The sequence below is a fragment of the Tessaracoccus yangjingae genome, from assembly GCF_055326235.1.
The window spans coordinates 133,858-157,710 of sequence record NZ_JBUZNN010000008.1; the positions used below are offsets into that span (position 1 = coordinate 133,858).

Annotated in this window: 24 protein-coding genes; 20 read left to right on the forward strand and 4 right to left on the reverse strand. The window is 71.2% G+C overall.

What is annotated here, in order from left to right; translation table 11 throughout:
* Window positions 1-61: 61 nt before the first annotated feature.
* The gene (locus ACZK5D_RS12370; protein WP_463665501.1) at window positions 62-1,096 is read right to left on the reverse strand and encodes a zinc-dependent alcohol dehydrogenase family protein; all 1,035 of its coding nucleotides are present in this window, start codon (window positions 1,094-1,096) and stop codon (window positions 62-64) included.
* A 168-nt stretch (window positions 1,097-1,264) separates the two neighbouring features.
* Between ACZK5D_RS12370 and ACZK5D_RS12375 the strand changes: the two genes are divergently transcribed.
* Window positions 1,265-1,402 carry a hypothetical protein gene (locus tag ACZK5D_RS12375; RefSeq protein WP_463665502.1) on the forward strand — a complete coding sequence of 46 codons (138 nt, stop codon included), beginning with the start codon at window positions 1,265-1,267 and terminating at the stop codon, window positions 1,400-1,402.
* A gap of 4 nt (window positions 1,403-1,406) precedes the next feature.
* Here the strand turns inward: ACZK5D_RS12375 and ACZK5D_RS12380 are convergent, their stop codons facing one another.
* On the reverse strand, window positions 1,407-2,714 hold the full coding sequence (locus tag ACZK5D_RS12380; RefSeq protein WP_463665503.1) for an MATE family efflux transporter: 1,308 nt from the start codon (window positions 2,712-2,714) through the stop codon (window positions 1,407-1,409).
* 129 nt (window positions 2,715-2,843) lie between these two features.
* On the opposite strand from ACZK5D_RS12380, the gene ACZK5D_RS12385 reads away from it, so the two are divergent.
* From ACZK5D_RS12385 to ACZK5D_RS12420, 8 genes are all read left to right on the forward strand, one after another.
* The gene (locus tag ACZK5D_RS12385) at window positions 2,844-3,647 is read left to right on the forward strand and encodes a spermidine synthase (RefSeq protein ID WP_463665504.1); all 804 of its coding nucleotides are present in this window, start codon (window positions 2,844-2,846) and stop codon (window positions 3,645-3,647) included.
* 70 nt (window positions 3,648-3,717) lie between these two features.
* Entirely contained in the window at window positions 3,718-4,272 is a 555-nt protein-coding gene (locus ACZK5D_RS12390) for a histidine phosphatase family protein (protein ID WP_463665505.1), read from the forward strand.
* Window positions 4,273-4,334: 62 nt separating this feature from the next.
* On the forward strand, window positions 4,335-5,057 hold the full coding sequence (locus ACZK5D_RS12395; RefSeq protein ID WP_463665506.1) for a DUF4129 domain-containing protein: 723 nt from the start codon (window positions 4,335-4,337) through the stop codon (window positions 5,055-5,057).
* Window positions 5,054-5,569 carry a hypothetical protein gene (locus ACZK5D_RS12400; protein WP_463665507.1) on the forward strand — a complete coding sequence of 172 codons (516 nt, stop codon included), beginning with the start codon at window positions 5,054-5,056 and terminating at the stop codon, window positions 5,567-5,569. Before ACZK5D_RS12395 ends, ACZK5D_RS12400 begins: the two co-directional genes overlap by 4 nt.
* A complete protein-coding gene (locus ACZK5D_RS12405; protein ID WP_463665508.1) occupies window positions 5,566-6,534 on the forward strand; it encodes an AAA family ATPase in 969 nt (322 codons plus the stop codon). Before ACZK5D_RS12400 ends, ACZK5D_RS12405 begins: the two co-directional genes overlap by 4 nt.
* Window positions 6,534-7,817: a DUF58 domain-containing protein gene (locus ACZK5D_RS12410; protein ID WP_458996010.1), complete on the forward strand. Its 1,284-nt coding sequence runs from the start codon at window positions 6,534-6,536 to the stop codon at window positions 7,815-7,817. Before ACZK5D_RS12405 ends, ACZK5D_RS12410 begins: the two co-directional genes overlap by 1 nt.
* Window positions 7,814-8,374 carry a hypothetical protein gene (locus tag ACZK5D_RS12415; RefSeq protein ID WP_463665509.1) on the forward strand — a complete coding sequence of 187 codons (561 nt, stop codon included), beginning with the start codon at window positions 7,814-7,816 and terminating at the stop codon, window positions 8,372-8,374. The genes ACZK5D_RS12410 and ACZK5D_RS12415 overlap by 4 nt, the downstream gene beginning before the upstream one ends.
* 66 nt (window positions 8,375-8,440) lie before the next feature.
* Entirely contained in the window at window positions 8,441-8,833 is a 393-nt protein-coding gene (locus ACZK5D_RS12420; RefSeq protein ID WP_458996012.1) for a DUF302 domain-containing protein, read from the forward strand.
* 25 nt (window positions 8,834-8,858) lie between these two features.
* On the opposite strand, the gene ACZK5D_RS12425 is transcribed toward ACZK5D_RS12420, so the two are convergent.
* Window positions 8,859-10,004, reverse strand: coding sequence for an ROK family transcriptional regulator (locus ACZK5D_RS12425; protein ID WP_463665510.1), 1,146 nt, complete (start codon window positions 10,002-10,004; stop codon window positions 8,859-8,861).
* 187 nt (window positions 10,005-10,191) lie between these two features.
* On the opposite strand from ACZK5D_RS12425, the gene ACZK5D_RS12430 reads away from it, so the two are divergent.
* The 7 genes from ACZK5D_RS12430 to ACZK5D_RS12460 are packed head-to-tail and all read left to right on the forward strand — an operon-like array spanning window position 10,192 to window position 18,215.
* A complete protein-coding gene (locus ACZK5D_RS12430) occupies window positions 10,192-11,475 on the forward strand; it encodes an ABC transporter substrate-binding protein (protein ID WP_458996014.1) in 1,284 nt (427 codons plus the stop codon).
* A gap of 32 nt (window positions 11,476-11,507) precedes the next feature.
* Complete coding sequence (locus ACZK5D_RS12435; RefSeq protein ID WP_458996015.1) at window positions 11,508-12,416, forward strand: carbohydrate ABC transporter permease; 909 nt, start codon at window positions 11,508-11,510, stop codon at window positions 12,414-12,416.
* Entirely contained in the window at window positions 12,406-13,293 is an 888-nt protein-coding gene (locus ACZK5D_RS12440; RefSeq protein ID WP_463665511.1) for a carbohydrate ABC transporter permease, read from the forward strand. The genes ACZK5D_RS12435 and ACZK5D_RS12440 overlap by 11 nt, the downstream gene beginning before the upstream one ends.
* 1 nt (window position 13,294) lies before the next feature.
* The gene (locus ACZK5D_RS12445; protein ID WP_458996017.1) at window positions 13,295-14,218 is read left to right on the forward strand and encodes an ROK family protein; all 924 of its coding nucleotides are present in this window, start codon (window positions 13,295-13,297) and stop codon (window positions 14,216-14,218) included.
* A complete protein-coding gene (locus tag ACZK5D_RS12450; RefSeq protein WP_458996018.1) occupies window positions 14,215-15,768 on the forward strand; it encodes a M81 family metallopeptidase in 1,554 nt (517 codons plus the stop codon). Before ACZK5D_RS12445 ends, ACZK5D_RS12450 begins: the two co-directional genes overlap by 4 nt.
* A gap of 14 nt (window positions 15,769-15,782) precedes the next feature.
* Window positions 15,783-17,114 carry an alpha-L-fucosidase gene (locus tag ACZK5D_RS12455; RefSeq protein ID WP_458996019.1) on the forward strand — a complete coding sequence of 444 codons (1,332 nt, stop codon included), beginning with the start codon at window positions 15,783-15,785 and terminating at the stop codon, window positions 17,112-17,114.
* Between the two features lie 48 nt (window positions 17,115-17,162).
* Complete coding sequence (locus ACZK5D_RS12460) at window positions 17,163-18,215, forward strand: LacI family DNA-binding transcriptional regulator (RefSeq protein WP_458996020.1); 1,053 nt, start codon at window positions 17,163-17,165, stop codon at window positions 18,213-18,215.
* Here the strand turns inward: ACZK5D_RS12460 and ACZK5D_RS12465 are convergent.
* A complete protein-coding gene (locus tag ACZK5D_RS12465; protein ID WP_458996021.1) occupies window positions 18,187-19,401 on the reverse strand; it encodes a glycoside hydrolase family 32 protein in 1,215 nt (404 codons plus the stop codon). The two genes, ACZK5D_RS12460 and ACZK5D_RS12465, sit on opposite strands and share 29 nt — an antisense overlap.
* Before the next feature lie 209 nt (window positions 19,402-19,610).
* Between ACZK5D_RS12465 and ACZK5D_RS12470 the strand changes: the two genes are divergently transcribed.
* Genes ACZK5D_RS12470 through ACZK5D_RS12485 form a run of 4 tightly spaced genes read left to right on the forward strand, consistent with a single transcriptional unit; the run spans window position 19,611 to window position 23,755 of the window.
* The gene (locus ACZK5D_RS12470) at window positions 19,611-20,909 is read left to right on the forward strand and encodes a sugar ABC transporter substrate-binding protein (protein ID WP_458996022.1); all 1,299 of its coding nucleotides are present in this window, start codon (window positions 19,611-19,613) and stop codon (window positions 20,907-20,909) included.
* Between the two features lie 57 nt (window positions 20,910-20,966).
* Window positions 20,967-21,917 (forward strand): carbohydrate ABC transporter permease, encoded by a 951-nt coding sequence (locus tag ACZK5D_RS12475; protein ID WP_458996023.1) that lies wholly within the window; start codon window positions 20,967-20,969, stop codon window positions 21,915-21,917.
* A gap of 1 nt (window position 21,918) precedes the next feature.
* On the forward strand, window positions 21,919-22,815 hold the full coding sequence (locus ACZK5D_RS12480; RefSeq protein WP_463665512.1) for a carbohydrate ABC transporter permease: 897 nt from the start codon (window positions 21,919-21,921) through the stop codon (window positions 22,813-22,815).
* A gap of 4 nt (window positions 22,816-22,819) precedes the next feature.
* Window positions 22,820-23,755: a glycoside hydrolase family protein gene (locus tag ACZK5D_RS12485; protein ID WP_458996025.1), complete on the forward strand. Its 936-nt coding sequence runs from the start codon at window positions 22,820-22,822 to the stop codon at window positions 23,753-23,755.
* Window positions 23,756-23,853: the final 98 nt, after the last annotated feature.

Here is a 23,853-nt window from a genome sequence, read left to right on the forward strand (position 1 = left end):
ACCGTCCTTGGGGATTCTGCTGCAGGGGCGCAACTCCTTTGCCCGTCTCCCGCCGCCATGCTCAGCCCGCGGTGGGCGGGGTCAGCAGCACCTTGATGGCCGTCCGCTCGTCCATGGCGGTGTAGCCCTCGGCCGCGCGGTCGAGCGGAAGCGTCAGGTCGAACACCTTGCCCGGATCGATCTCACGCCGCCAGATCAGGTCGATCAGCTCAGGCAGGAAGCGGCGCACGGGGGCGGGGCCGCCGTGCAGGTGGACGCCGGAGAAGAACAGCTCCAGGCCGGGCAACGTCACCTCGTGCGTGACTCCCACGTATCCGACGTGCCCGCCGGCGCGGGTGGCGTGGATGGCCTGCATCATCGACTCTTGCGTGCCCACCGCCTCGATGGTGGAGTGCGCGCCCAGCCCGCCGGTCAACTCCTTGATCCGGGCCACGCCCTCGTCGCCGCGCTCCTCGACGATGTCCGTGGCGCCGAACTCGCGGGCCAGCGCCTGCCGGTCCGCGTGGCGGCTCATGGCGATGATCCGCTCGGCGCCCAGCTGCCTGGCGGCGAGGATGCCCAGGAGCCCCACGCCGCCGTCGCCCACCACCGCGACCGTCTTGCCCGGTCCGGCCTCGGCCGCGACAGCAGCGAACCATCCGGTCCCCAGCACGTCGGAGGCGGCGAGGAGGGAGGGGACGAGGTCTGCGTCGGGCATGCCGGGGGTGGCCACGAGGGTGCCGTCGGCCAGGGGCACCCGCAGGTACTCGGACTGGGCGCCGGTCGACGCTGCGGCCTCGCGCTGCACGCAGTGCGTGTGGTAGCCGGAGGCGCAGATCTCGCAGGTGTTGTCGGAGGCGAAGAAGGAGCCGACGACGAAGTCGCCCGGCTTCACGGTGGTGACGTCCGCGCCCACCTCCTCGACGACGCCGACGTACTCGTGGCCCATCGGCGTGGGGCCGTCCTGGTGCTCGATGCCGCGGTACGGCCACAGGTCCGACCCGCAGATGCAGGATGCGGTGACGCGCAGGATGGCATCGGTGGGCTTGACGATGGCGGGGCGCTCGCGGTCCTCGACCCGGACGTCGCCCGGCCCGTACATCACAACTCCATGCATGGTGTTCTCCTCTATGGATCTGGGGTGCGGACCGATGCCCGCACTCACCCATCACCCATGAAACCGGGTCCGAGTGCGCTGGGAAAGGGCCTGTTGTGACGTGTACCAGCAGGGCACCCTTCGCAAGGGACGGGTCGGGTTACCGGCCTCCACCTGGCCTGCGAGACGGTGGACCTGCGCGCCGCCGGCGGTGTGTCGATGACGGTGTACGCCGCCGAGCCCGGCTCGCCCTCCGGGCACGCGCTCCAGCTGCTGGCCAGCTGGGCGGCCACGGCCGTCGCGATGCCCGACCGGGCCGGCGCCTGAGCCGTCAGCCGCCGAGGCGCATCCACCGGTCGCCGCGGGCGCGGAGCCCCAGCGTCACGGCCCGCGCCCCCATGAAGACCACGCTGAACGACACCCACAGCCACGTCAGCCCCGGCTGTCCCACGGGCATGGTCAGGGCGATGAGCGCCACCGGCGCGTACACCACGACGGTGACCACGCCGGCGATCGCGAGGTAGCGTCCGTCTCCCGCCCCGATCAGCACCCCGTCGAGCAGGTAGACGTAGCCGGCGAGCGGCAGGGTGGCCGCGACGATCACGAGCAGCCACGCCACCAGCGCGCGCACCTCGTCGTCCGGGGCGAAGAAGGAGGCCACGGGGTGGCGCAGCAGCACCGCCACAAGGCCGATCGCCGCCCCTCCCAGCACGGACCACCACGTCATGAGCCGGGTCGACGAGCGGGCCTCGCGGGCGTCTCCGGCACCCAGTGCTGTGCCGATGATCGTCTGCCCGGCGATGGCCAGGGCGTCCAGCGCGTAGGCCATCAGGCCCCAGACCTGCATGACGACGTGGTGCGCGGCCAGGCCGGCAGCCCCCTGCGCCGCCGCGACGAAGGTGGTGACGAGCAGCGCCACCCTGAGCGTCACCGTGCGCAGCAGCAGGGGCACCCCGACGGCGAGGCTGCCCATCATCTGCGTCCAGGAGGGCCGGAGACGTGCCCCCGCACGCCGTGCGTGCACGGCGACGAGCGCGGCGGCCGTCGTCCCGAGGGCCACCTCGGCCAACGCCGTGCCGAGAGCCGCCCCCGCGATCTCCATGCCGGCGCCGAACACCAGGGCCACGTTGAGCCCGAGGTTGAGCGCCGCGCTCCCGATGGACAGCGCCAGCGGGGTGCGGGCGTCGGCGAGGCCGCGGAACGTGCCTGTCGCGGCGAGCATGACGAGCATGCCCGGGAGCCCGGGGATGGACCAGCGCAGGTAGGCAACCGCCTGGGCGTGGATGTCGCCGGAGGCGCCGAGCGCGGTGGCCAGCCAGGGTGCGCCCAGCCAGACCAGGAGCCCGACGACCAGGCCGAGGAGGCCCGCGAGCCACATCGCCTGCACCCCGAGACCGATGCCGTGGGAGCGACGACCCGCTCCGATCTGCCGGGCCACCACCGCCGTCGACCCGTAGGCCAGGAAGATCATCAGGCCCGTGACCGTGGTGAGGAGCCCGCTGCCGATGCCCAGCCCTGCCAGGGGGAAGGTGCCGAGCGTGCCGACGATCCAGGTGTCGGCGAGCATCATCAGCGGCTGCGCCACCAGCGCCGCGAACGCGGGGACGGCAAGGGCGAGGATGCGGCGGGAGATGCTCATGGCGAGCGGGAGTCTACGCGGCAACGAGCCGCCAGTGCCGGTCACCCCGTTCGGCTCCACGCGCGGTGACCGGCACTGGGGGACCGTTCCCGCGGCAGCGCCGGGGGTACCGGCCGCTAGGCTCGCCGGATGGACCGCCTCATCCCTGACCGCGACACCCCTGGCGCGTTCTGGGTGCGGTTCGGGCCCACGTCGCAGTCCTGGGTGGACCCGACGCGGCCGGACTTCCTGGCCTTCGAGTACGTCCAGCACATCGCCATGGTGCTGGACCACACCGTCCTCGACGCCCCGGAGGATCGGCGCCTCCGCGTGGTCCACCTCGGCGGCGCCGGCATGTCCATCCCGCGCTGGCTGGCGTGGCGGCGCCCCGGCACGGCGCAGGTGGTGTGCGAGCCGGACTCCCTCCTCACCGAGGAGGTGCGCCGCAAGATCCCCCTGCCTCCCCGTTCCGGCATCAAGGTCCGCGACACCGACGGCCGCTCGGGCCTGCGCGAGATGCCCGACGGCTGGGCGGACGTGATCATCGTCGACGCCTTCGACGGCGCCCAGGTGCCCGGGGAGCTCGCCACCGTCGGATGCCTCGACGAGCTCCGTCGCGTGGCCCGCAACGAGGCGGTGGTGGTCTACAACGTCACGGACCGCTCGCCCTTCGCGTGGGGCAAGCGGCTCGCCGGCGGGCTGGCCGAGCGCTGGCCGCACCTGCTCGTCGGCATGGAACCGGTGGTCCACAAGGGAAAACGCTTCGGCAACCTGGTGATGGTGGGCAGCGACGCGCGCCCGGACGTCGCGGGGATCGAGCGGGCGTCCGCGCGCCTGACCGTCGGCTACCGCTGGATCACCGGCCGCGACGCCAGGGCGTGGCCCGGCGGCGCGCAGCCCTTCGTCGACGGCGCCAGCGAGCCGTCGCCGGGGCCCACGGGCCGCGGCTGGTAGATCCCCAGTGTCGGTTCTCGCCGGTCAGACCCGGCCAGAAACGACGATGGGCACTCCCTAGACTCGGCCCGTGATCCTGCACCTGGTCCGGCACGGGCAGTCCACGTGGAACCTGGAGCGGCGGCTCCAGGGCCAGCGGATGGACGTGCCGCTGACCGAGCTCGGGCGCGCCCAGGCCGACGGCGCCGCCCGCGCCCTCGCCGCCGCGGCACTGACCGCCGTTGTCACCTCGGACCAGCTCCGCGCGGTGCAGACGGCCGAGGCGATCGCGGCCCTCGTGGAGGCCCCCGTGCTCCCCACGCCCCTCCTCCGGGAGCAGGCCCTGGGCTCCCTCGAGGGCCTCACCTACGACGACCTCACGGAGGAGCCGGTCCCCGACGGCCTCCACATCAGCGAGGTGCGGTGGGGCGGGGGAGAGTCGGTCCAGGACGTCCACGCCCGCCTGACCACCTTCCTCGGCCACCTCCGCGACACCCACGCCCCCGACGCCCAGCTCGCCGTCGTCTCCCACGGCGACACGCTGCGGATCCTGCTCGCGGTGCTGGAGGGTCGCAGCCACCGCGACGTCGAGTGGGTCGAGTTCGGCAACGGCAAGGTGGTCACCCGGGCCCTGCCCACGGGTTGAGCCCGGCCGGGACCCTCGTGGCGCCCGGTGCCGGAATGGACGGAAACGTAGACTCCAGGCTTGTGGACGCACCGACGACGCCCCGGCCGGGCAGGACACTCCTGCTGGCCGTGGCCGGCGCGCTCGTGGTGCTGGTGCTCGTCGCGCTGGGCGCGGTCAGCCCACGGCCGGCGGCGGTCGAGATCATCCCCCGGCCCGCCCCCACCGCGGCACCACCGCCCGCCTCGCCCCCGCCCTTCACCCTGGGGCCCCCACCGTCCCCGCTCTTCCCGATGCCGGACGCCGAGCCGCTGGTGCTCCCCGAGTGGGCCGACGACGTGGTGCAGCTCCTGGCCGCGGCCGCCGTCCTCGCGTTGATCGTCGCGTTCCTCGTGCGCCTCAACGCGGAGCTGGTGCGCACGGACCGCCGCCACGCCGCCGATCCGACCGGCCGCGAGGCCGAGATCCCCGAGATCGACGACGAGGAGCTGGCTGAGGCCCTCACCGAGACCGTCGAGTCCCTGCGCCAGGGGGTGCCGGTCAGCGGCGCCATCGTCGAGTGCTGGCGGCGCCTGGAGCGGGTGGCGGCCTCCAGCGGGATCTGGCGCAAGCCCACCCAGACCTCGCACGAGTTCACCGCCGAGGTGCTGGGCCACGCCGTGGTGGATGCCGACGCCATCTCCGAGCTCGCCGAGCTGTACCGCCAGGCCATGTTCTCCACCCACCGCCTCACCGACGCCCACCGCGACCGCGCCATCGCCGCCCTCGACGCGGTCACCGCCCAACTGCGGAAGACACCGTCGTGACGCCCTGGTGGGGGCTGGCGGTCCGCCTCACGGTCTTCATCGGCGCGGCGGTGCTCCTCGTGGCGTTCGACGACGTGCTGAGCCTCCGCGTCGATCCCCTTCTCGCGTTCCTGGCCGCCGTGGTGCTGGCGGGCGGCTCGTGGGTCTTCACGCACCTGACCAGCCCCGACGCGGGGCCGGAGTGGCAGCAGCCCTCCTGGCACACCCGCTCCCCGCACTTCCAGGCGGACGTGCGCACCCGCCGGCTGGCCTCCACGCTGGTCCACTCCCAGCCCGGGCAGGCGTTCGACGCCCGACGGGTCGCCCGCCAGCTGTCCGGCCTGGCCGTCCGCCGACTCGTCGACTCGGGCCGGATCCCGGCCCCCGGGCCGGGCGCGGACCCGCTGGCCGACGCCCAGCCGCACCTCTCGGCCGCGCTGCTCGCCTACCTGCGCAGCGCCGACGGCGACCGCCCGCAGCCCCTCAACCGCCGCACCCTCCACGCCCACCTCAAGGAGATCGATTCGCTATGAGCACCGCGCTCACCCAGCCCCAGGCCACCGCCCTCGTCCAGCGGGTGCTGGACGCCGTCGACACCGCCCTCGTGGGCAAGCGGGACCAGATGACGCTGGTGCTGGCCGGCGTGCTGGCGGGCGGCCACGTGCTGCTGGAGGACCTCCCCGGGCTGGGCAAGACGCTCGCCGCGCGCTCGCTCGCCCAGGCGCTGGGCCTGGAGTTCACCCGGGCCCAGTTCACCCCGGACCTGCTGCCCGCGGACCTCACCGGGTCCTACATCTTCGACCAGAACAAGGCCGAGTTCAGCTTCCGCGAGGGCCCCATCTTCACCGGTCTCCTGCTGGCCGACGAGATCAACCGCACCCCGCCCAAGACGCAGTCCGCGCTGCTGGAGGCCATGCAGGAGCGGCAGGTCACCGTCGAGGGGCACACCTTCGTGCTGCCCCGGCCCTTCCATGTGCTGGCCACCGCCAACCCCATCGAGCACGAGGGCACCTACCCGCTGCCCGAGGCGCAGCTGGACCGGTTCCTGCTGCGGCTGGCCTTCGGGTACCCGTCGCTCGACGAGGAGTGGGACGTGTTGACCCGGCGCATGGACCGGCGTCGCGAGGAGACCAGCATCGGGGCGGTCCTCGACCCCGACGGGCTCCTGGCCGTCCAGGAGTGCGTGGAGGGCATCCACGTGGCCGAATCGGTGGGCCGCTACGCCATCGACCTGGTGCGGGCCACCCGCGAGCACCAGGACACCCTCGTGGGGGCGTCGCCGCGTGGCTCGCTGGCGCTGCTGCTGTGCTCGCGGGCCCTGGCGCTGATCGAGGGCCGCGACTTCGTCATCCCCGAGGACGTCAAGCGCCTGGCCATCCCGGCGCTGGCCCACCGGATCGTGATCCGGCCGGAGCTGTGGCTCAACAACGTGGCGCCGGAGACCATCGTCGAGGCGGTCCTCGAGCACGTCCCGGTGCCCGACGCGGAGGCCGCGTGATGGACCTCACCCACACCCCGGCGCTGCTGCGGTCCGTGCTGGCCGCCGCCGCGCTGGGGGTGCTGGCGGTCGTCGCGCAGCGCGGCGACCTGGCGGTGCTGATGGCGCCGTTCGCCGTCCACCTCGCGTGGGCGTTCGCGGGCCGACTGCGGGTCGCGCCCCGGGTGGAGGCACGGCCGAAGGCAGTGGTGATCCCCGAGGGGGAGTCGGTGCCGCTGGTGGTCAGTGTCGCCGACGGGTGGCCATCAGGCCTTGTCGCAGCCCAGTGGCCGGTGCGGCCGGGCATCGCGCTGGAGCCGGACACCGGCACGGTGCTGGACATCGCCGCCCCCGACGGCGTGCGGGTGGCGGTGCAGCCTGAGCGATGGGGGCGCTATGACGTGGGCCCTGGGGTGGCGGCCGTGCGCGACCCCAGCGGCAGCTGGCAGGCGTCGTCGAGGACGCCCCGCGTCACGGTGACCGTGCGGCCCGCGTCGACCACCCTCGAGGGCGGCAGCGGCGTCTCGCACCCGATCGGCCTGGTGGGCATGCACCGCTCGCGGCACCGAGGCGACGGCGGCGACCTGGCCGACGTCCGCGAGTTCCGCCCGGGGGACCGGCTGCGCCGCATCAACTGGCGGGTCACGTCGCGGTTGGGGCAGCTGCACGTCAACTCCACGCTGACCGAGCGCGACACCGACGTCCTCATCGTCGCCGACACGCTGCTGGACATCGCGCCCGCTGACCCGACGGCGCCCACCAGCCTGGACGCGACGGTGCGGGCCATCGCCGCCATCTCCCGGCACTACGTGGGCTTCGGGGACCGCGTCGCCATCCACGACCTGGGGCGCCGCATCGGCCACGTGCGCTCCGGCACCGGGCCGCGACAGGCGCGCGTCGTCCTTCAGGTGCTGTCGCGGGCCAACCGCAGCGTGCCCGACTGGGACATGCTCCGCCCCGTCGCGACGGTGACCAGCGGCATGCTGGTGTTCTTCTGCTCGCCGCTGCTGGAGCGCGAGGCCCAGGACGAGCTGGTGCGGCTCCGACGGCTGGGCGCCGAGGTGATCGGCGTGGACACCCTGCCCGACGGCGTCGGCCGGTTCGAGGACATCGCGTCCTTCCGGCGAGACACCTTCCTCGGCGAGGCCTGGATGATCCGCCGGATGGAGCGCGACGACGCCGTCGCCCGGCTCCGCAGCATCGGCATCCCCGTCACCCCGTGGCGGGGGACGGGCAGCCTGGCCAGCGTGCTGCTCTCGATGGAGGCCGCGCGCTCGGCCCCGAGGCGGGTGCTGGGCAGATGAGGGATCTCGCGGAACTGGTCGCCGGGTGGATCTACACCCTGCGGATCACCAGTGGGCAGCAGTGGTTGCTGCGGCTCGTCGTCCTCGGCTCCGGGGTCGGCGCGGCCGCGCTGTGCGAGGCGTGGTTCCCGGTGGTGATCTCGACGGCGCTGCTGGTCACCGCCGTGCTCCTGGCGGCAGCCTCGACCGTGCGGCCGGACTCCTCCGCGGGCCTGTTCCACGCCGTCGTCGTCGCCGTGTGGTGGCTGGCCGGGGGAGCAGCCGGCCAGTGGTGGCAGTGGCTAGCGGTGGCCGCGCTGGTGGCCGTCTTCCACCTCACCTCGGCCTTCGCCGCCGCGGCGCCGTCGTACGCGGTGATCACGGGGCGCGCCGGGGCGCAGATGTCGCGGGCGGTGGTGGGGTTCGCCGCGGTGAGTGTCGCGGCGGGGGCGGCCGTCCTCGCGGTGACCGGCCTGCCGCCGGCCACCCTGGGCCTGTGGTGGGTGGTGACGGGGGCGCTGGCCGTGGTGGGAGCGGCGGTTGCCGTCGCCGCGGCCCTGCGGCCCCCCGCCGAGTGAACGCCTTTGCCCGGTTAGCGCCCCAGGCCGGCCCGCGGCGGGCATGATCGAGCCAGGAGGTCAGACATGAACTATGCACTGCGCATCGACCTGGAGCGCCCCTTCGACGAGGCGCTGGCCATGATCAAGGAGTCGCTCGCCGAGAGCGGCTTCGGGATCCTCACCGAGATCAACCTCAAGGCCACGCTGAAGAACAAGATCGACGTCGACATCGAGGACCAGATCATCCTCGGGGCCTGCAACCCCCGCTTCGCCTACCGGGGGCTGCAGGTGGAGCCCTCGCTCGGCCTGCTGCTGCCGTGCAACGTGGTGGTGCGGCACCAGGCCGGCGTCACCGTCGTGGAGACCATCGACCCGGAGACCATGGTGACCCTCACCGAGAACCCCGAGATGGAACCCGTGGCCCAGGAGGTACGTGAGGCGCTCAAGGCCGCGCTGGACAGGGTCGCGGCCGCCTGACCGCGCGCCCCCTGGAGGGGAGCCCTCAGCGCGCCGTCGGCGTGGTGAAAGGCAGCGTGTCCAGGACCATTCGTGCGGCGCCGAAGAGAATGGCGTCCGCGCCGGTCTGCGCCGCCTCGATCCGCAGGTCCCGCGTCACCAGCGGGTGGCAGCCCTCATAGACGCGGCTGCGCACCGCCGCGATGAACGGCTCCGAGGAACTCAGTGACCCGGTCAGGAACACAGCGTGCGGGTTGAAGAAGTTCACCACCCCGGAAAGCACCTCGCCCAGCCGGTGACCGGCCCTCCGCACCACTCTCGAGGCCGCCGGGTCGGCATCCCTGGCCAATGCCAGCACGTCGGCGGTGGTGGAGACGTCTACGCCCTGCTCGCGGAGTTGGCGCACCAGCCCCGCGCCGCTGGCGACCGTCTCGAGGCAGCCGATGTTGCCGCAGCTGCACGGCACGTCGTTGGCCCGGTCGATCCGGGTGTGCGAGATGTCCCCGGCGGCGAAGGTCGCGCCCCTGTGGAGACGCCCGTCCACGACGATCCCGCTGCCGATCGCCGTGCCCGCCTTCACGGTGATGCTGTGGTGGGTGGAGCCGAAGCGGACGGAGTGCTCCCCGAGTGCGGCGAGGTTGGCGTCGTTGTCGACGGCCACCGGAACCCCGAACTGCTCGGCCAGCGCCTCCCCGACCCGGAACCCCGGCCACCCAGGCATCCGCGAAGGCAGTTCGACCGAGCCCGTGGCGAGGTCCACAGGCCCCGGCAGACTCACCCCCACGGCGCGGACTGCGCCGCCGTCCGCGATCTTGGCCAGGGCCGCCGATACCGCGTCCATGGTGGCCCGCGGGCCGTCAGTGAGGTCGACGGCGATCGAGAGCGTCGCGAGCAGGGCCCCGCTGACGGCGTGCCGACCGATCCGCGCGTGCCCCCCGCCCAGGTCGACGGTGAGGATGTCACCGCCGTCATCGTTGACGCGGAGGCCGCGGGCCGGGCGGCCCCCGCGTGACGTGGCCGTCCCGTCCTCGCTGAGGAGGCCGGCGTCGATCAGCCGTTGGACCTTGACGCCGACGGTGGACGCGGCGATGCCGAGCACTTCGGCGAGTTGGCTGCGCGACGTCGCATCCCCGCGCGCGATCAGCTCGAGAATGCGCCTCGCATAGGGGTCGTCGTCGTGTCTGGTCTCCATGGTGTTCCTTCGATCTCGAAGTAAGCGCAGCTTATGGCCTCCGGTGACCGGCGCCGCCGAAGGTCACAGATTGGTCACGATCCGCAGCGTGCTGGTCAAGTAACGCAGGATGTGCCAGGATGAGGCGCATCAAAGCTTAGTAAGTTACTGCGATCCGCGCAATAACTATCCCAGATGGAGGACCTCAATGAAGAAAGTTCGCCTGAGTGCCCTGGCCCTCGCCGCCAGCACCGCTCTCATCCTGACCGCGTGCGGCGGCAGCAGCGCCTCTACTCCCTCCGGCAGTTCCAACACGGGGACCGGCGACGAGAGGGCCAGCATCGTCGTGGACATGTGGGCCGGCAGTGAGGACGACATCGCCGCGCTCGACGCCCAGATCGACGTCGCCAAGGCGGCGAACCCGGACATCGACATCGAGCTGCGCACCGCACCGTGGGGCGACTTCTTCACCAAGCTCACCACCAACATGGCCTCCGGCAACATGGCCTGCGTCACCGGCATGAACAGCGGCCAGCTCGCCAGCTACACCGAGGGCTTCGTCTCCCTCACCGACGAGGACCTCGCCACCGCGGGCCTCTCCGAGGACGACTTCGCACCCGGCGCCACCGAGATCCTCAAGAACAAGGGTGAGCTCTACGGGCTGCCGTTCGACGTGGCCACGATGCTGGCCTACTACAACGAGGACATGCTCACGGCCGCGGGCGCCGACATCCCGCAGGTCGACTGGACCTTCGAGGACTTCGAGGCCATCGCCAAGGCTGCCACGACGGGCGGCAAGTACGGCTTCGGCATCGGCATGGGCGACTTCCAGTGGCAGGCTCTTCCGATCGCCCGCGCCGGCCAGCAGCCGGTCTCCCAGGAGGGCGAGCTGCGCATCTCGGACCCGGCATTCGTCGAGGCGGCGGAGTGGTACGCGGGCCTGGTCACCGACCTCAAGGTCGCGGCGCCCGCCGGCTCGGCCTCCGACATCGGCTGGGGCGAGAACCAGTTCACCGGCGAGAACGCCGCGATGGCCGTGGACGGTACCTGGAACGCCGTCGGCTACCTGACCAATGACGCGGGCTTCAAGGCCGGCCTCGTGCCGCTGCCCAAGGGTGACAACGGCAACCTGAGCCTCATCCTGGGCTCCGGCTATGGCATTGCCGAGACCTGCGAGAACAAGGAGGCGGCTCTCAAGGTCCTCGGCTCCCTGCTGAGCAAGGATGCCCAGGACGGCATCGCCTCCTCCGGTCGCAGCTACCCGGCCCGCGCCGAGAGCCAACCGCTCTACTTCGAGTCCCTCGACGAGGCCTACCGTGACCAGGTCAAGGCCGTCTTCGAGGCCGCCTTCTCCCAGGTCGAGGGGCAGTACGTCAGCGACAACTGGGCCAAGGTCAGCAGCTACGTCACCCCGGAACTCGTCGCGATCTACAACGGTCAGCAGGACATGAAGACCGTCCTCGAGACCGCTCAGCAGCAGTTCGAGAACTGACGGCCCACGAGCATCGAACGAGAAAGACAGCGATGACCACCCACGCGACACAACGTCGACGTAGTGCTCTCGCCAGGATGGAGGCCCGCCAGGCGCTGGGGTTCGCAACCCCGGCCCTGGTGGGCCTGGCCCTGTTCACCGTCGTCCCGGTGACACTGTCCGTGGTGATGAGTTTCTTCGACTGGCCGACCTTCGGCGAGCGGACGTTCAACGGCGGCGCCAACTTCCCGCGCCTGTTCGAGGACCCGAACTTCCTGCCGGCGCTTCGGAACTCGCTGGTGTTCACGCTGCTCTACGTTCCGACCAACATCATCCTGTCCCTCGCGCTGGCTCTTGGACTGGGCCCGAGGATCCGCGGACGTGGCGCGCTCCGGGTGCTGTTCTTCATCCCCGTGGTGACGCCGATGGTGGCCAACGTCCTGGTGTGGAAGATGCTGCTCCAGCCGCAGGGGCTCTTCAACGGCATCGCGGTCAGCTGGTTCGGCGTCGAACTGCCCAACTTCCTCGCCGACAAGAGCTGGGCGATGATCATGGTCGTCGTCATGAGCGTCTGGCAGGGACTGGGCTACAACATGCTGATATTCTCGGCCGCCCTCGAACAGCTGCCCGACTCGGCCATCGAGGCGGCCCTGATCGATGGCGCCCAGGGGTGGCGGCTCACGTGGGGCGTCGTCCTGCCGATGATCTCCCCAGCCATCTTCTTCGCCACGATCATGACCATGATCACGGCACTCCAGGTGTTCGTGCAGCCCCAGCTCCTGACGGGGGGTGGCCCGGGCAATGCCACCATGCCGCTGGTGATGTGGATCTACAACCAGGGCTTCAAGTTCCAGGACCTCGGGCTCGCTGCGGCGGGGGCGTGGATCCTGTTCGCGCTGATCATCGGCATCACCGCCATCCAGTTCAAGGCCCAGAACCGATGGGTGCACTATGAGCACTGAGTCCCACACCCCACCCGAGGACCGGGTCGCCGGCCGTGCCCTCATGGGCCGCGGAGAGCGCGTCCGGCTCGTGCTGGCCCACGTCACCGTCTACGTCGCCGCGCTGCTGTTCATGCTGCCGCTCATCTACGCGTTCTTCTCCGCGCTCAAGCCCAACGGCGAGATGCTCGCCATGCCCCCGCGGCTGATCGGCTCCGAGGTGCGGTGGAGCAACTTCGCAGAGGTGTTCGCCTTCGGCCCCTTCTGGACCTACATCCGCAACTCGCTCTTCGTGGCCGTCGCGGGCACCCTGGTGGTCCTCATCGTCTCCACCACCGCGGGGTATGCGTTCGGGCGGCTCCGCTGGAGGGGCCGCGACCTGGTCTTCATCGCGTTCCTCGCCACCCTCATGGTGCCCGCGGAGGTCCTGGTCATCCCCATGTTCCAGGTCATGCAGTGGTTCTCGTGGGTCGACACCTTCAAGGCCCTGATCTTCCCGTTCGCGTTCGGCGCGTTCGGCACGTTCCTGATGCGCCAGTTCTTCCGCGGGATCCCCTACGAGCTGGAGGAGGCGGCCCGCGTCGACGGCGCCGGCCCCATCCGCACCTTCGTGCTGATCCTTCTGCCGCTGTCCAAGTCGGCGATCGCGGTGCTCAGCGTCTTCACCTTCCTCAGCTTCTGGAACGCGTACCTCTGGCCGCTCATCGTCACCGTCGACTATCAGGCCAAGGGCACGCTGCCGATCGGGTTGGCGAGCTTCTCGGGCCTCACCGGCACCAGGTGGGACCTGCAGATGGCTGCCGCCATCATCTCGATGATCCCGACGACGCTGCTGGTCGTCATCCTGCAGAAGCACCTGGTCAAGGGCATCGCCATGGCCGGTCTCGGGGGGCGCTGACATGGGGCTGATCGCAGGAATCGACATCGGGGGGACGAAGATCTCCGCCCTCCTCGTCGACGACGACGGCCGGATCCGCGCCCGGGGGGTGGTGGCCGCACCGGCCCTCGATGGCGGACCGGCGATGGCCGACGCGGCCGCCGGGCTGGTCCTGGGCCTCGCTTCTGGGGCGGGCGAACCGCTCGTAGCCGCGGGAGTGGGTGCGGCCGGGGTGATCGACTCGGAGCGCGGTGTCGTCCGGGCCGCCTCCGGGCTCTTCGCCGGCTGGGCCGGGTTCCCCCTCGCCGACGAACTCGCTGCGAGGCTGGCGGTCCCGGTCAGGATCGAGAACGACGTCAACGCCTTCCTCCAGGGCGAGGTGTCCTGGGGCGCCGGCGGCCGTGACGTGCTGGGCCTGATGCTGGGCACGGGCGTCGGCGGCGCCGTGGTGCTCGACGGCGAGCTGAGGCACGGTCCCCACGGCGCGGCCGGCGAGATCGGCCACACGCCCGGCTACAGCACCGACGTGTGCACGTGCGGCCAGACGGGGCACCTCGAGACGGTGGCCTCCGGTCGCTCCATCGGGCTGCGCTATGCGCAACGCACCGGTACAGCAGGCCTGGACGCGCAAGCGGTGGCCGAACTGGCGCGGGCCGGTGACGACGACGCCCGTTGCGTCTACGCCGACGCAGGGCGTGCGGTCGCCCTCGCCGGAGCCACCGCCGCCGGCCTCCTCGACCTCACCACCGTCATCGTCGGCGGGGGAGTGGCGCTTGCCTGGGACCTCCTGGAGCCGGCGATCACCGAGGCACTCGCCACGGACTCACCCGTCTCAGGCATCGCCCTGCACATCCGGCCGGCGATGCTCGGGGGCGACGCCGTGGCGCTGGGCGCCGTCGCGGCCGCCCGTCTCCACCTCCCATCGGCGGCGAGGATCGCATCATGACCAGGCCCGAGGCCCACGAGATCTGGATGGGCCCCCTGCCCGCGCTGCGGCCGGGCGGCCTGGCCCGGCCTCGCATCGGCATAGCCGGCATCTCCATCGAGTCCAGCACGTTCTCGCCGCACCTCTCGGGCGACGAGGCGTTCACCCTCCGCGCGGGCGCCGCCCTGCTTGCCTACTACCCGTTCCTCGACCCGGGGCGCGACCTGCGAGAGGCCGCGGACTGGGTGCCGCTCCACCATGGGCGCTCACTCCCTGGCGGCGCAGTGCGCCCCGAGACCTACCGCCGGATGAAGGAGGAGATCCTCAGCGGTATCGCCGAAGACGGTCCTTTCGACGCCTTCTTCCTCGACATCCACGGCGCCATGAGCGTCGTGGGCATGCGCGATGCGGAGGGCGACCTCGCCACCGCGGTCCGTGCGGCACTGGGCGACGACACCCTCGTGGCGACGTCGATGGACCTGCACGGCAACGTGTCGCGGCAACTTCTCGACGCCGTCGACCTGATCACGTGCTACCGGATGGCGCCCCACGAGGACTGGCTCAACACCAAGGAGCGGGCGGTGCACACGCTCCTCACCCGGCTGCGCTCCTCGACGGGCGCGGATCCCGTCGCCCGCCGGCCATGGAAGGCCTGGCTGCAGGTGCCGCTGCTGCTGCCCGGCGAGAAGACGAGCACGAGGCTCGAGCCGGCCCGCGGGATCTACGCGGACGTGGCCGACGTGGCTGCGCTGCCGGGCGTGGTCGACGCCGCGCTCTGGGTGGGATATGCCTGGGCCGACGAGCCGCGCTGCCAGGCGGCCGTCGTCGTCACGGGGGACGACCCGGGTCTCATCGCCTCGGAGGCGCAGCGGCTGGCCCAACGCTATTGGGACGCCCGCGACGACTTCGCCTTCGTCGGCCCGACGGCGACCTTCGCCGAGGCCCTCGACGCGGCGCTGGCCGACGGCGCCAGCCACCCCGCCGTCATCTCGGACTCGGGCGACAACCCCACCGCCGGCGGCGCCGGGGACGTCTCATGGTCCCTCGGGGAGTTGCTGGCAAGGCCCGAGCTGCAGGGGCCCGGACGGGTGGTGATCCACGCGTCCATCTTCGACGCCGAGGCTGTCGCCCGGGCGGTCGCGGCGGGCACCGGCGCGACGGTGACCCTCGAGGTGGGCGGGCGCGTCGACCCAGGCCCGCGGGGCCCGGTCGCGCTCACGGGCGAAGTGCTCTCCGTCACCGACGGTGATCCCACCGCGGGCACCCAGGTGGTGATCCGGGCCGGCAGCGTCCACGCGATCATCACGGAACGCCGCAAGCCGTTCCATCACCTGGCGGACTTCCGCATGCTCGGGCTGGAGCCCACGGAGGCGGACGTGGTGGTGGTGAAGATCGGCTACCTCGAGCCCGAACTGCACGAGCTGGCGGCCCGCTGGACCCTGGCGCTCACCCCGGGCGGGGTCGACCAGGACCTGCTGCGCCTCGGCCACCGGAGCCTCGCGCCCGGCGTCTACCCCTTCGACACCTCCGTGCCCGATCCTGACCTCACCCCCGTCGTCACCCGACGCTGACAAGGACCCTGACCATGCTGAACTTCGAGAAACGCACCGGCCCTGACCTCGGCGCCGACGCCCCCGTCTACCCGGTGGCCGGGGTCCCTGACTGGTACCGCGACGCCAAGCTCGGGTTCTTCATCCACTGGGGCCTCTACTCGGTCCCCGCATGGGCCACGGCGCACGGCGAGCGGGCCATCCCCGTCGAGGACGCCTACACGCACCATCAGTACGCCGAGTGGTACGGCAACACGGTCCGCATCCCCGGGAGCCCCACATGGGTGCGGCACCAGGAGGTCTACGGCACCGGCACCAGCTACGAGGATCTGGCGGACCTGTGGCGGGCCGAGGCGTTCGACGCGGAGACGCTCGTGAGCGAGCTCGTGGACGCCGGAGCCCGGTACATCATCCCCACGACCAAGCACCACGAGGGTTTCTGCCTGTGGGACACGCAGACGACCGGGTTCAACTCGGTCCGTCGCGGCCCGCGCCGAGACCTCATCGCGGAGATCCATGACGCCACCCGCCGCGCCGGCGCCCGCTTCGGCGTCTACTTCTCCGGGGCCCTGGACTGGCACGTCAGCGACTTCCCGCCCATCGAGTCCGACACCGACCTCTTTCGCTTCCGCCGCAACGACGAGCTGTTCTCCCGGTACTCCGCCGCCCAGCTGGAGGAACTCATCGCGCGGTTCGCGCCTGAGGTCCTGTGGAACGACATCGAGTGGCCCGACGGCGGCAAGGGCCGCCAGGACCACGCCGTCGCGGCCCTGCTCGGCCGCTACCTGGCGGCCGTGCCCGACGGCGTCGTCAACGACCGCTGGGGTGTGCCGTACCACGGCTTCCTCACCCGCGAGTACAGCTACATCGCCGACATCCAGGACCAGGTGTGGGAGTCGACGCGGGGCCTCGGCTTCTCCTTCGGCTACAACCAGGCCGAGGACGCGGGGCACAGCCTGTCCGGGGCCGCGCTGATCCGGATGTTCGTCGACGTCGTGGCGAAGAACGGCAACCTGCTCATCAACGTCGGTCCGCGGGCTGACGGCTCCATTCCGGACCTCCAGCGTGCGGCGATGCAGGAGCTGGGCGCGTGGCTGCGCGTCAACGGTGATGCGGTCTACGGCACCCGGCCGTGGATCCGCTGCCGCGAGGAGGCCGGGGTGCCCAGGGTCTATACGGCGTCGGCGGGGGCGGTCCACCTGCACGTCCTGGACCCGGCGGCCGGGGCCGTCGAGCTGCCTCCGGAGCTGGCGGATCCTGCGACGGCGGTGTGGGCAGACGGGTCGACCGCGGTCGTGGACCGCGGCGTGGCAGTGGTCCCCGATCACCTCCGCGGCGCGCCGGTGGCGGCGCTCACCCTCACCTGACGCGACCGCCGCTTGACACCCCAGCGACCCGGCTGGCCCAATGGCTGCATGGCAAGTCAGCCGCGACGACGGGTGCGCGCCGCCGACGTGGCGGCCGCGGCCGGGGTGTCCCCGACGGCGGTCTCCTTCGTCCTCAACGGGCGCGAGGGCGGCAACATCTCCGCGGAGACCACCAAGCGCATCCTCGAGACCGCCAAGCGGCTCGGATACGAGCCGCACCACACTGCCAGGTCCCTGCGCAGCAACACCACGCACTCGCTTGGGCTCGTCACCGACGCGGTGGCCTCGTCCCCGTTCGGTGGGCGTCTCCTCGCCGCGGCGGCGGAGCGCGCCGAGGCACACGGGCACGTCATGCTGGTGATGGATCTGCACTCCAGGGACGACCGTGAGACCACGGCCATCCACGAGCTCGAGCGACGCCAGGTGGACGCGCTCATCTATGCCAGCATGGGATTCCGCATCATGACCGCGCCCCCGAAGACGCACCTGCCCCTGGTGCTGGCCAACTGCACCACCGAGCGCGACGAGACCCTCAGCATCTTCCCCGACGACGCCTCCGGGGCCACCCACGCACTTGAGCACCTCGCGGACCTCGGCCACCGCCGCGTCTCGATGCTCAGCGGCAACTGGGACCCGCTCGGGCCCCGAGACGATCAGGGCAACATCTCCGGCCCCCTCCGGCGAGACGCCTTCCTGGCGGCGGCCCGTCGACGGGGCGTGGACGCGACCGCCGTCGAGTCCGGCTGGGAGATCGACGACGGCTACCGCGCCGCGATGACCGCCCTGGACCGGCCCGCGGACCAGCGGCCCACGGCCCTGTTCGCCATCACCGACCGCGCCGCCGTCGGCGCACTGCTGGCCGCCGCGCGGCTCGGGCTTTCGGTGCCTGACGACCTGTCCCTGGTCGGCTTCGACGATCAGGAGAAGATGGCCGAGTTCACGGTCCCGCCGTTGACCACCGTCGCCCTGCCGCACGCCCGGATGGGCGACGAGGCGGTGTCGATGGCCCTGGCGGCCGCTGTCGGCCGGCCGGTGGAGGAGCCGCGACGCGCCCTTCCCTGCGAGCTGCTGGTCAGGGAGTCGACGGCGCCACCTCGCTGATCGACACCCGCGCGCCGTCGGTCGCGTCCAGGCGCCAGCCCGCGTCGCCGCGCCACACCGACGGCACCCCGCCCCGCGGGTAGAGCTCCAGCACCGGCCCGTCCACCCAGATCTCCGCGCCCGAGCCGACGGCAACCGTGCCGAACCGGTCGTTGACCAGGTTTGCGCCCTGTCCGTCGACGACGAGCCAGGCGTGCAGCCCCTCCAGCGAGGTGCCGGTGAACGGCCGCGAACCGTGCAGCAACGCCCCCGCGGCGCACGGGTCGACGGCGGACGTGACCACCCCGTCGCGTAGGGAGAGCCGGCGGGGGAGCGTCATGCACCCCGCGTGGTCGGCGACGGCGGGGTCCTGGTCGGCCTGCCTGACCCAGCCGAGCAGCAGGGGGCGACCGTCCGCCTCGGTGACCTGGGGGGCGTAGAAGTCGTTGCCGTTGTCGAGCACGTTCAGCCGCTCCCCGGTGAACCGGGGCAGGCCGTCGACCAGCTCGACATCGCCCACCACCGCGACGACGCGACCGAGCACGCCCCGGTGCTGCAGCGACAGGATGAGCACCCAGCGGCCGTCGACGCGGACCAGCTGCGGGCACTCCCAGATGTCCGCCGGATCGGCGGCGGCGAACGCCGGGTCAGCCGAGGTGGCGAAGAGCCCCTCGTAGGTCCAGGCCGTCTCGTGGTCGCGGTTGAACAGCAGCACGGCCGGCGAGCCGTCGCGGAGCCCCGCGCCGAGGATGGCCCAGCGCCGGCCGCCCACGTCGAAGACGAATGGGTCGCGCATTACCGCGATGTCGTCGGCCTCGGGCGTGCCGGCCACCACGACGGGGTCTCCCCAGGTGAGGAGGTCGTCTGAGCCGTACCGCAGGCACACGGTGCTGCGGTGCGACGCGTCGGCGATCGCGGAGTACGCCACCGTCGGGTGCTCCCCGCCGGGCACGAAGCAGCCGGACCAGCAGCCGAACTCATCAGGCCCCCCGGGCGTGGGCGAGAAGGCGATGGGGTGGTGCGTCCAGGTGGCGAGGTCGCGCGAGGTGGCGTGGCCCCACGCGATCGCCTCGTGCCAGGGCCCGGCAGGGTTGTGCTGGTAGAAGACGTGCCACACGTCACCCACCCTGGTCATGCCGTTGGGGTCGTTGAGCCACCCGCCCGAGGCGGGCCGCAGGTGGTAGTCGGTGTGAGCTCCAGTGGTCACGGTTCATCCTCACGGGTAGTAACTCGGTTTAGTTCGACGACGCCCCTAACTCACGATCCCCGGCCGAAGGTCACGAAATGATCACGGAAGCTGCGGCGGGGTTGACACGGGGCGCCAACTCTTTGCATAGTGTAGTCACCTAATTCGATTTAGGAAACCTCAGGATCACGGCCCGCCAGAGCAGGCGGCCAGCACTGGAAGGACACGCAATGAAGCGCACAGGACGAGCACTCGCCGTCATGGCCATCGTCTCCGGACTCGCACTCTCGGCCTGCGGGCGGGCAGGCGAGGGCGGCACCGACGGCGGGACCGACGGCGACGGCCCCACGCAGGTCACCCTCTGGACCCACTCCGCCGGCAACCCCGCCGAGCTCGAGGTCTACAACCAGATCATGGCGGACTTCAACGAGTCCCAGGACGACTACGAGGTGGTCTCCGAGTCGTTCCCGCAGGGCGCCTACAACGACGCGATCGTCGCGGCCGCCACCTCCGGCGACCTCCCCTGCCTCCTCGACATGGACGGCCCCATCGTCCCCAACTGGGCGTGGGCCGGCTACATCCAGCCGCTCGGCATCTCCTCCGAGATCACCGACTCCCTGCTGCCCACCGCCGTCGGCATGTGGGACGACGAGGTCTACTCCGCCGGCTACTGGGACGCGGCCCTGGCCATCTTCGCCCGCAAGTCGGTGCTGGAGGCCAACGGCATCCGCGTGGCCACCATCGATCAGCCGTGGACCCAGGACGAGTTCGACGGCGCCCTGCGCACCCTCAAGGCCGCCGGCTACGACACCCCGCTCGACATCGGCGCCGAGGACGCCGGCGAGTGGTGGCCCTACGCGTACTCCCCGATGCTGCAGAGCTTCGGCGGCGACCTGATCGACCGCTCCACCTTCCTCACCGCCGAGGGCGCCCTCAACGGGCCCGAGGCCGTGGCCTGGGGCGAGTGGTTCCAGGGCCTGTTCACCGAGGGCCTTGCCTCCAACACCGGCACCATCGGCAACGAGGAGTTCAACCGCGACGAGGTGGGCCTGAGCTACACCGGCGTGTGGAACGCGCTCGGCTCGATCGAGGCGGTCGGCGACGACCTTGTCATCCTGCCCCCGCCGGACCTGGGCCAGGGCCCGAAGATCGGCGGCGGCTCGTGGCAGTGGGGCATCTCGTCCGAGTGCTCCGGCGCGGCCCTCGACGGCGCCCGCGCCTACCTCGAGTTCTCCTTCGCCCCCGAGTACGTTGCGGCGTTCGCCGACAAGCAGATCGTCATCCCCGCCACCGAGGAGGGCACGGCGCTCAGCGAGTACTTCGGCGAGGAGGGCGTGCTTCGGCCGTTCACCGAGCTCACCCAGTTCGCGGTGCTGCGCCCCGAGACCCCGGCCTACGCGGTGATCTCCACCACCTTCGAGACCGCCGCCATGGACATCATGAACGGCGCGGACGTGAAGGTCGTCCTCGACCAGGCGGTCAAGGACATCGACGCTGACATCGCCAACAACGACGGCTACGGCTTCTGATGCACCCCGGCCGGGGCCTCCGGGCCCCGGCCCCCATCATCCGGAGGACACACACCCATGACAACTCCACGCTCCGCCGCGCCCGCCGCGGCCGTCCCGGTCGCCACCACGGCCGCACCCATGAAGAAGCGACGTAAGGGCCAGGGCCACGGCGCGGCCTACGCCATGGTCGCCCCCGCGGCACTGCTGCTGCTCCTCTTCCTCGTCGTCCCCGTCGGGCTCGCGTTCGGTCTCTCGTTCACCAACGCCCGCCTCATCTCTCCCAACCCGCCCCGCTTCGTGGGCCTGGACAACTTCATCCGCGCCTTCACGGCGGACCCCACGTTCGTCCGGTCGCTGATCAACACGTTCCTCTTTGCGGTGGTGGTCGTCCCGGTGCAGGCGGGCCTGGGGCTGCTGCTGGCCATCCTGGTCAATCAGAAGCTGCGCGGCACCACGTTCTTCCGCATCGTGTTCTTCATCCCGGTGGTCACCTCCATCGTCGTGGTGTCCATCCTCTGGCGGTTCATGTACCAGCCCGACGGCATCGTCAACTCCTTCATCGACATGATCACCTTCGGCGCGTGGGAGAACATCGCCTGGCTCAACAACCCCAGCACCGCGCTGCCGGCCATCATCATCATGTCCATCTGGCAGGCGGTCGGATTCCACATGATCATCTGGCTCTCCGGGCTGCAGACCATTCCCGAGGAGCTCTACGAGGCGGCCCGCATGGACGGCGCCGACGCCTGGCAGCAGTTCAAGAACGTCACCTGGCCAGGCCTCAGGCCCACGATGATCTTCATCCTGGTCACCATCACCATCGCGGCCCTGGGCCTCTTCGTGCAGATCGACGTGATGACGCAGGGCGGCCCGGTGGACTCCACCACCACGCTGGTCTTCCACGCCGTGCGGCGCGGATACCGCGAGCAGCAGACCGGCTACGGCGCCGCGATCTCGCTGATCTTCTTCGTGCTGGTGCTGATCATCGCGATGATCCAGCGCTTCCTGACCCGAGACAAGGACTGACATGGCCAAGACTGCCGGCATGGCGGCGGAGAAGCGCCGCCGCAAGATCCTGATCTACATCCCCATGGCGATCCTCGCGGTGATCTTCATGTTCCCGCTGATCTTCATGTTCGTCTCCAGCCTCAAGCCCGACGCCCAGATCCTGGCCGACGTGGACAACATCCGCGCATTCCTCCCGGTGGGCGACATCTCCTTCAACAACTACGCCGACGTGTTCGAGCGGGTGCCGTTCTGGCAGTTCCTGTTCAACTCGATCGTCGTCACGGTGCTCATCGTCGGCCTCGGCCTGGTGGTCAACTCGCTGGCGGGGTTCGCGCTGTCCCGGATGGAGTGGAAGGGCCGCAAGCTGCTGCTCACCGTGGTCATCGCCACGCTCATCGTGCCGTTCGAGACCATCGCGGTCCCGATGGTCTACTGGGTCAGCAAGCTGCCCACGCTGGTGTTCGAGGACGGGCTGCTCAAGTACGACTTCGGCTGGCTCAACACCTACGAGGTGATGATCGTGCCGTTCATCGCCAACGCGTTCTCGATCTTCCTGTTCACGCAGTACTTCTCCACCATCCCGGCCTCCATTGACGAGGCGGCGCGCATCGACGGCGCGGGCTGGTTCGGGATCTACTGGCGCATCATCGTCCCCCTGTCGGGCCCGGCGTTCGCCACCGTCGCGATCCTCACGTTCCTCCCGGCGTGGAACTCGTACCTGTGGCCGCTGATGGTGGTGCAGCAGGAGTCGCTGCGGCCCGTCATGGTGGGCATGCAGTACTTCTTCCAGCTCAACACGGCCTGGGGTGAGGTGATGGCGTACACGTCGCTCATCACGCTGCCGGTGCTGCTCGTGTTCCTGGTGTTCCAGCGGGCCTTCGTCAGCTCGATCGCCTCCAGCGGCGTGAAGGGGTGATCGCGTGCTGAGACTCGCTGACCACTGGGTGTGGGACAGCTGGCCCGTGCGGGGCGACGACGGGGAGCACCACCTGTTCTTCCTGCGGGCATCGCGGGCGCTGCTCGACCCGGACCGGCGGCACCGTCGGGCCTCCGTCGGGCACGCCCGGTCGTCGGACCTGGCGACCTGGGAGCTGCTCCCCGACGCGCTGGTGACCTCCGACGAGCCCGCCTGGGACGACGGCTCCACCTGGACGGGCTCGGTGGTCAAGGCCGACGACGGCACCTGGCGGATGTTCTACACCGGGGTGTCGCGGGCGGAGGGCTGGCTGGTGCAGCGGGTCGGGGTGGCGGAGTCCGACGACCTCGTCACGTGGCGGCGCCGCCTCGACGGCCCGGTCTGCGAGGCGGACCCGCGCTGGTACGAGAAGCTCTCGTCCGGGGCGTGGTTCGACGAGGCCTGGCGCGATCCGTGGGTGTTCCGGGGCGACGACGGGCTCTGGCACATGCTGGTCACGGCCCGCGCCGCGTCGGGTGATCCTGCCACCCGGTCCGTGATCGGTCATGCCGTCAGCTCCGACCTGGACTCGTGGGAGGTGCGGCCACCTCTGTCGGCGCCCGCCGGCTGGGGGCAGATGGAGGTGCCGCAGGCGGTCGTCGTCGACGGGCAGCCGTTCCTCATCTTCTGCTGCTGGACCGACCTCGAGGACGACCGGCGACGGGAGCAGGCCACGGGCGGCATGTGGTTCGTGCCGGGGGAGTCGTCGCTCGGTCCCTGGGACTTCGACGCCGCGGGCACGTTCGACCATCCGAGCCTCTACGCGGCCCGCCTGATCGAGCGGACGCCGGGTGACTGGGTCATCGTCGGCTTCTCCGACAAGGTGGGCGGGGTGTTCCAGGGCGAGATCCTCGACCCGATCGCCGTGGTGCGGGAAGGCCGGGCCTTGCGGCTGGCCTGACCCGCCCGCCGCACTCCGAGGTGCCGTCCTTCACCGCTGGCTGAGGTGTGAGGAGCGAAGCGACGAGCCTCGAAGCCTGAGAAACGTTCCTTGTCAGC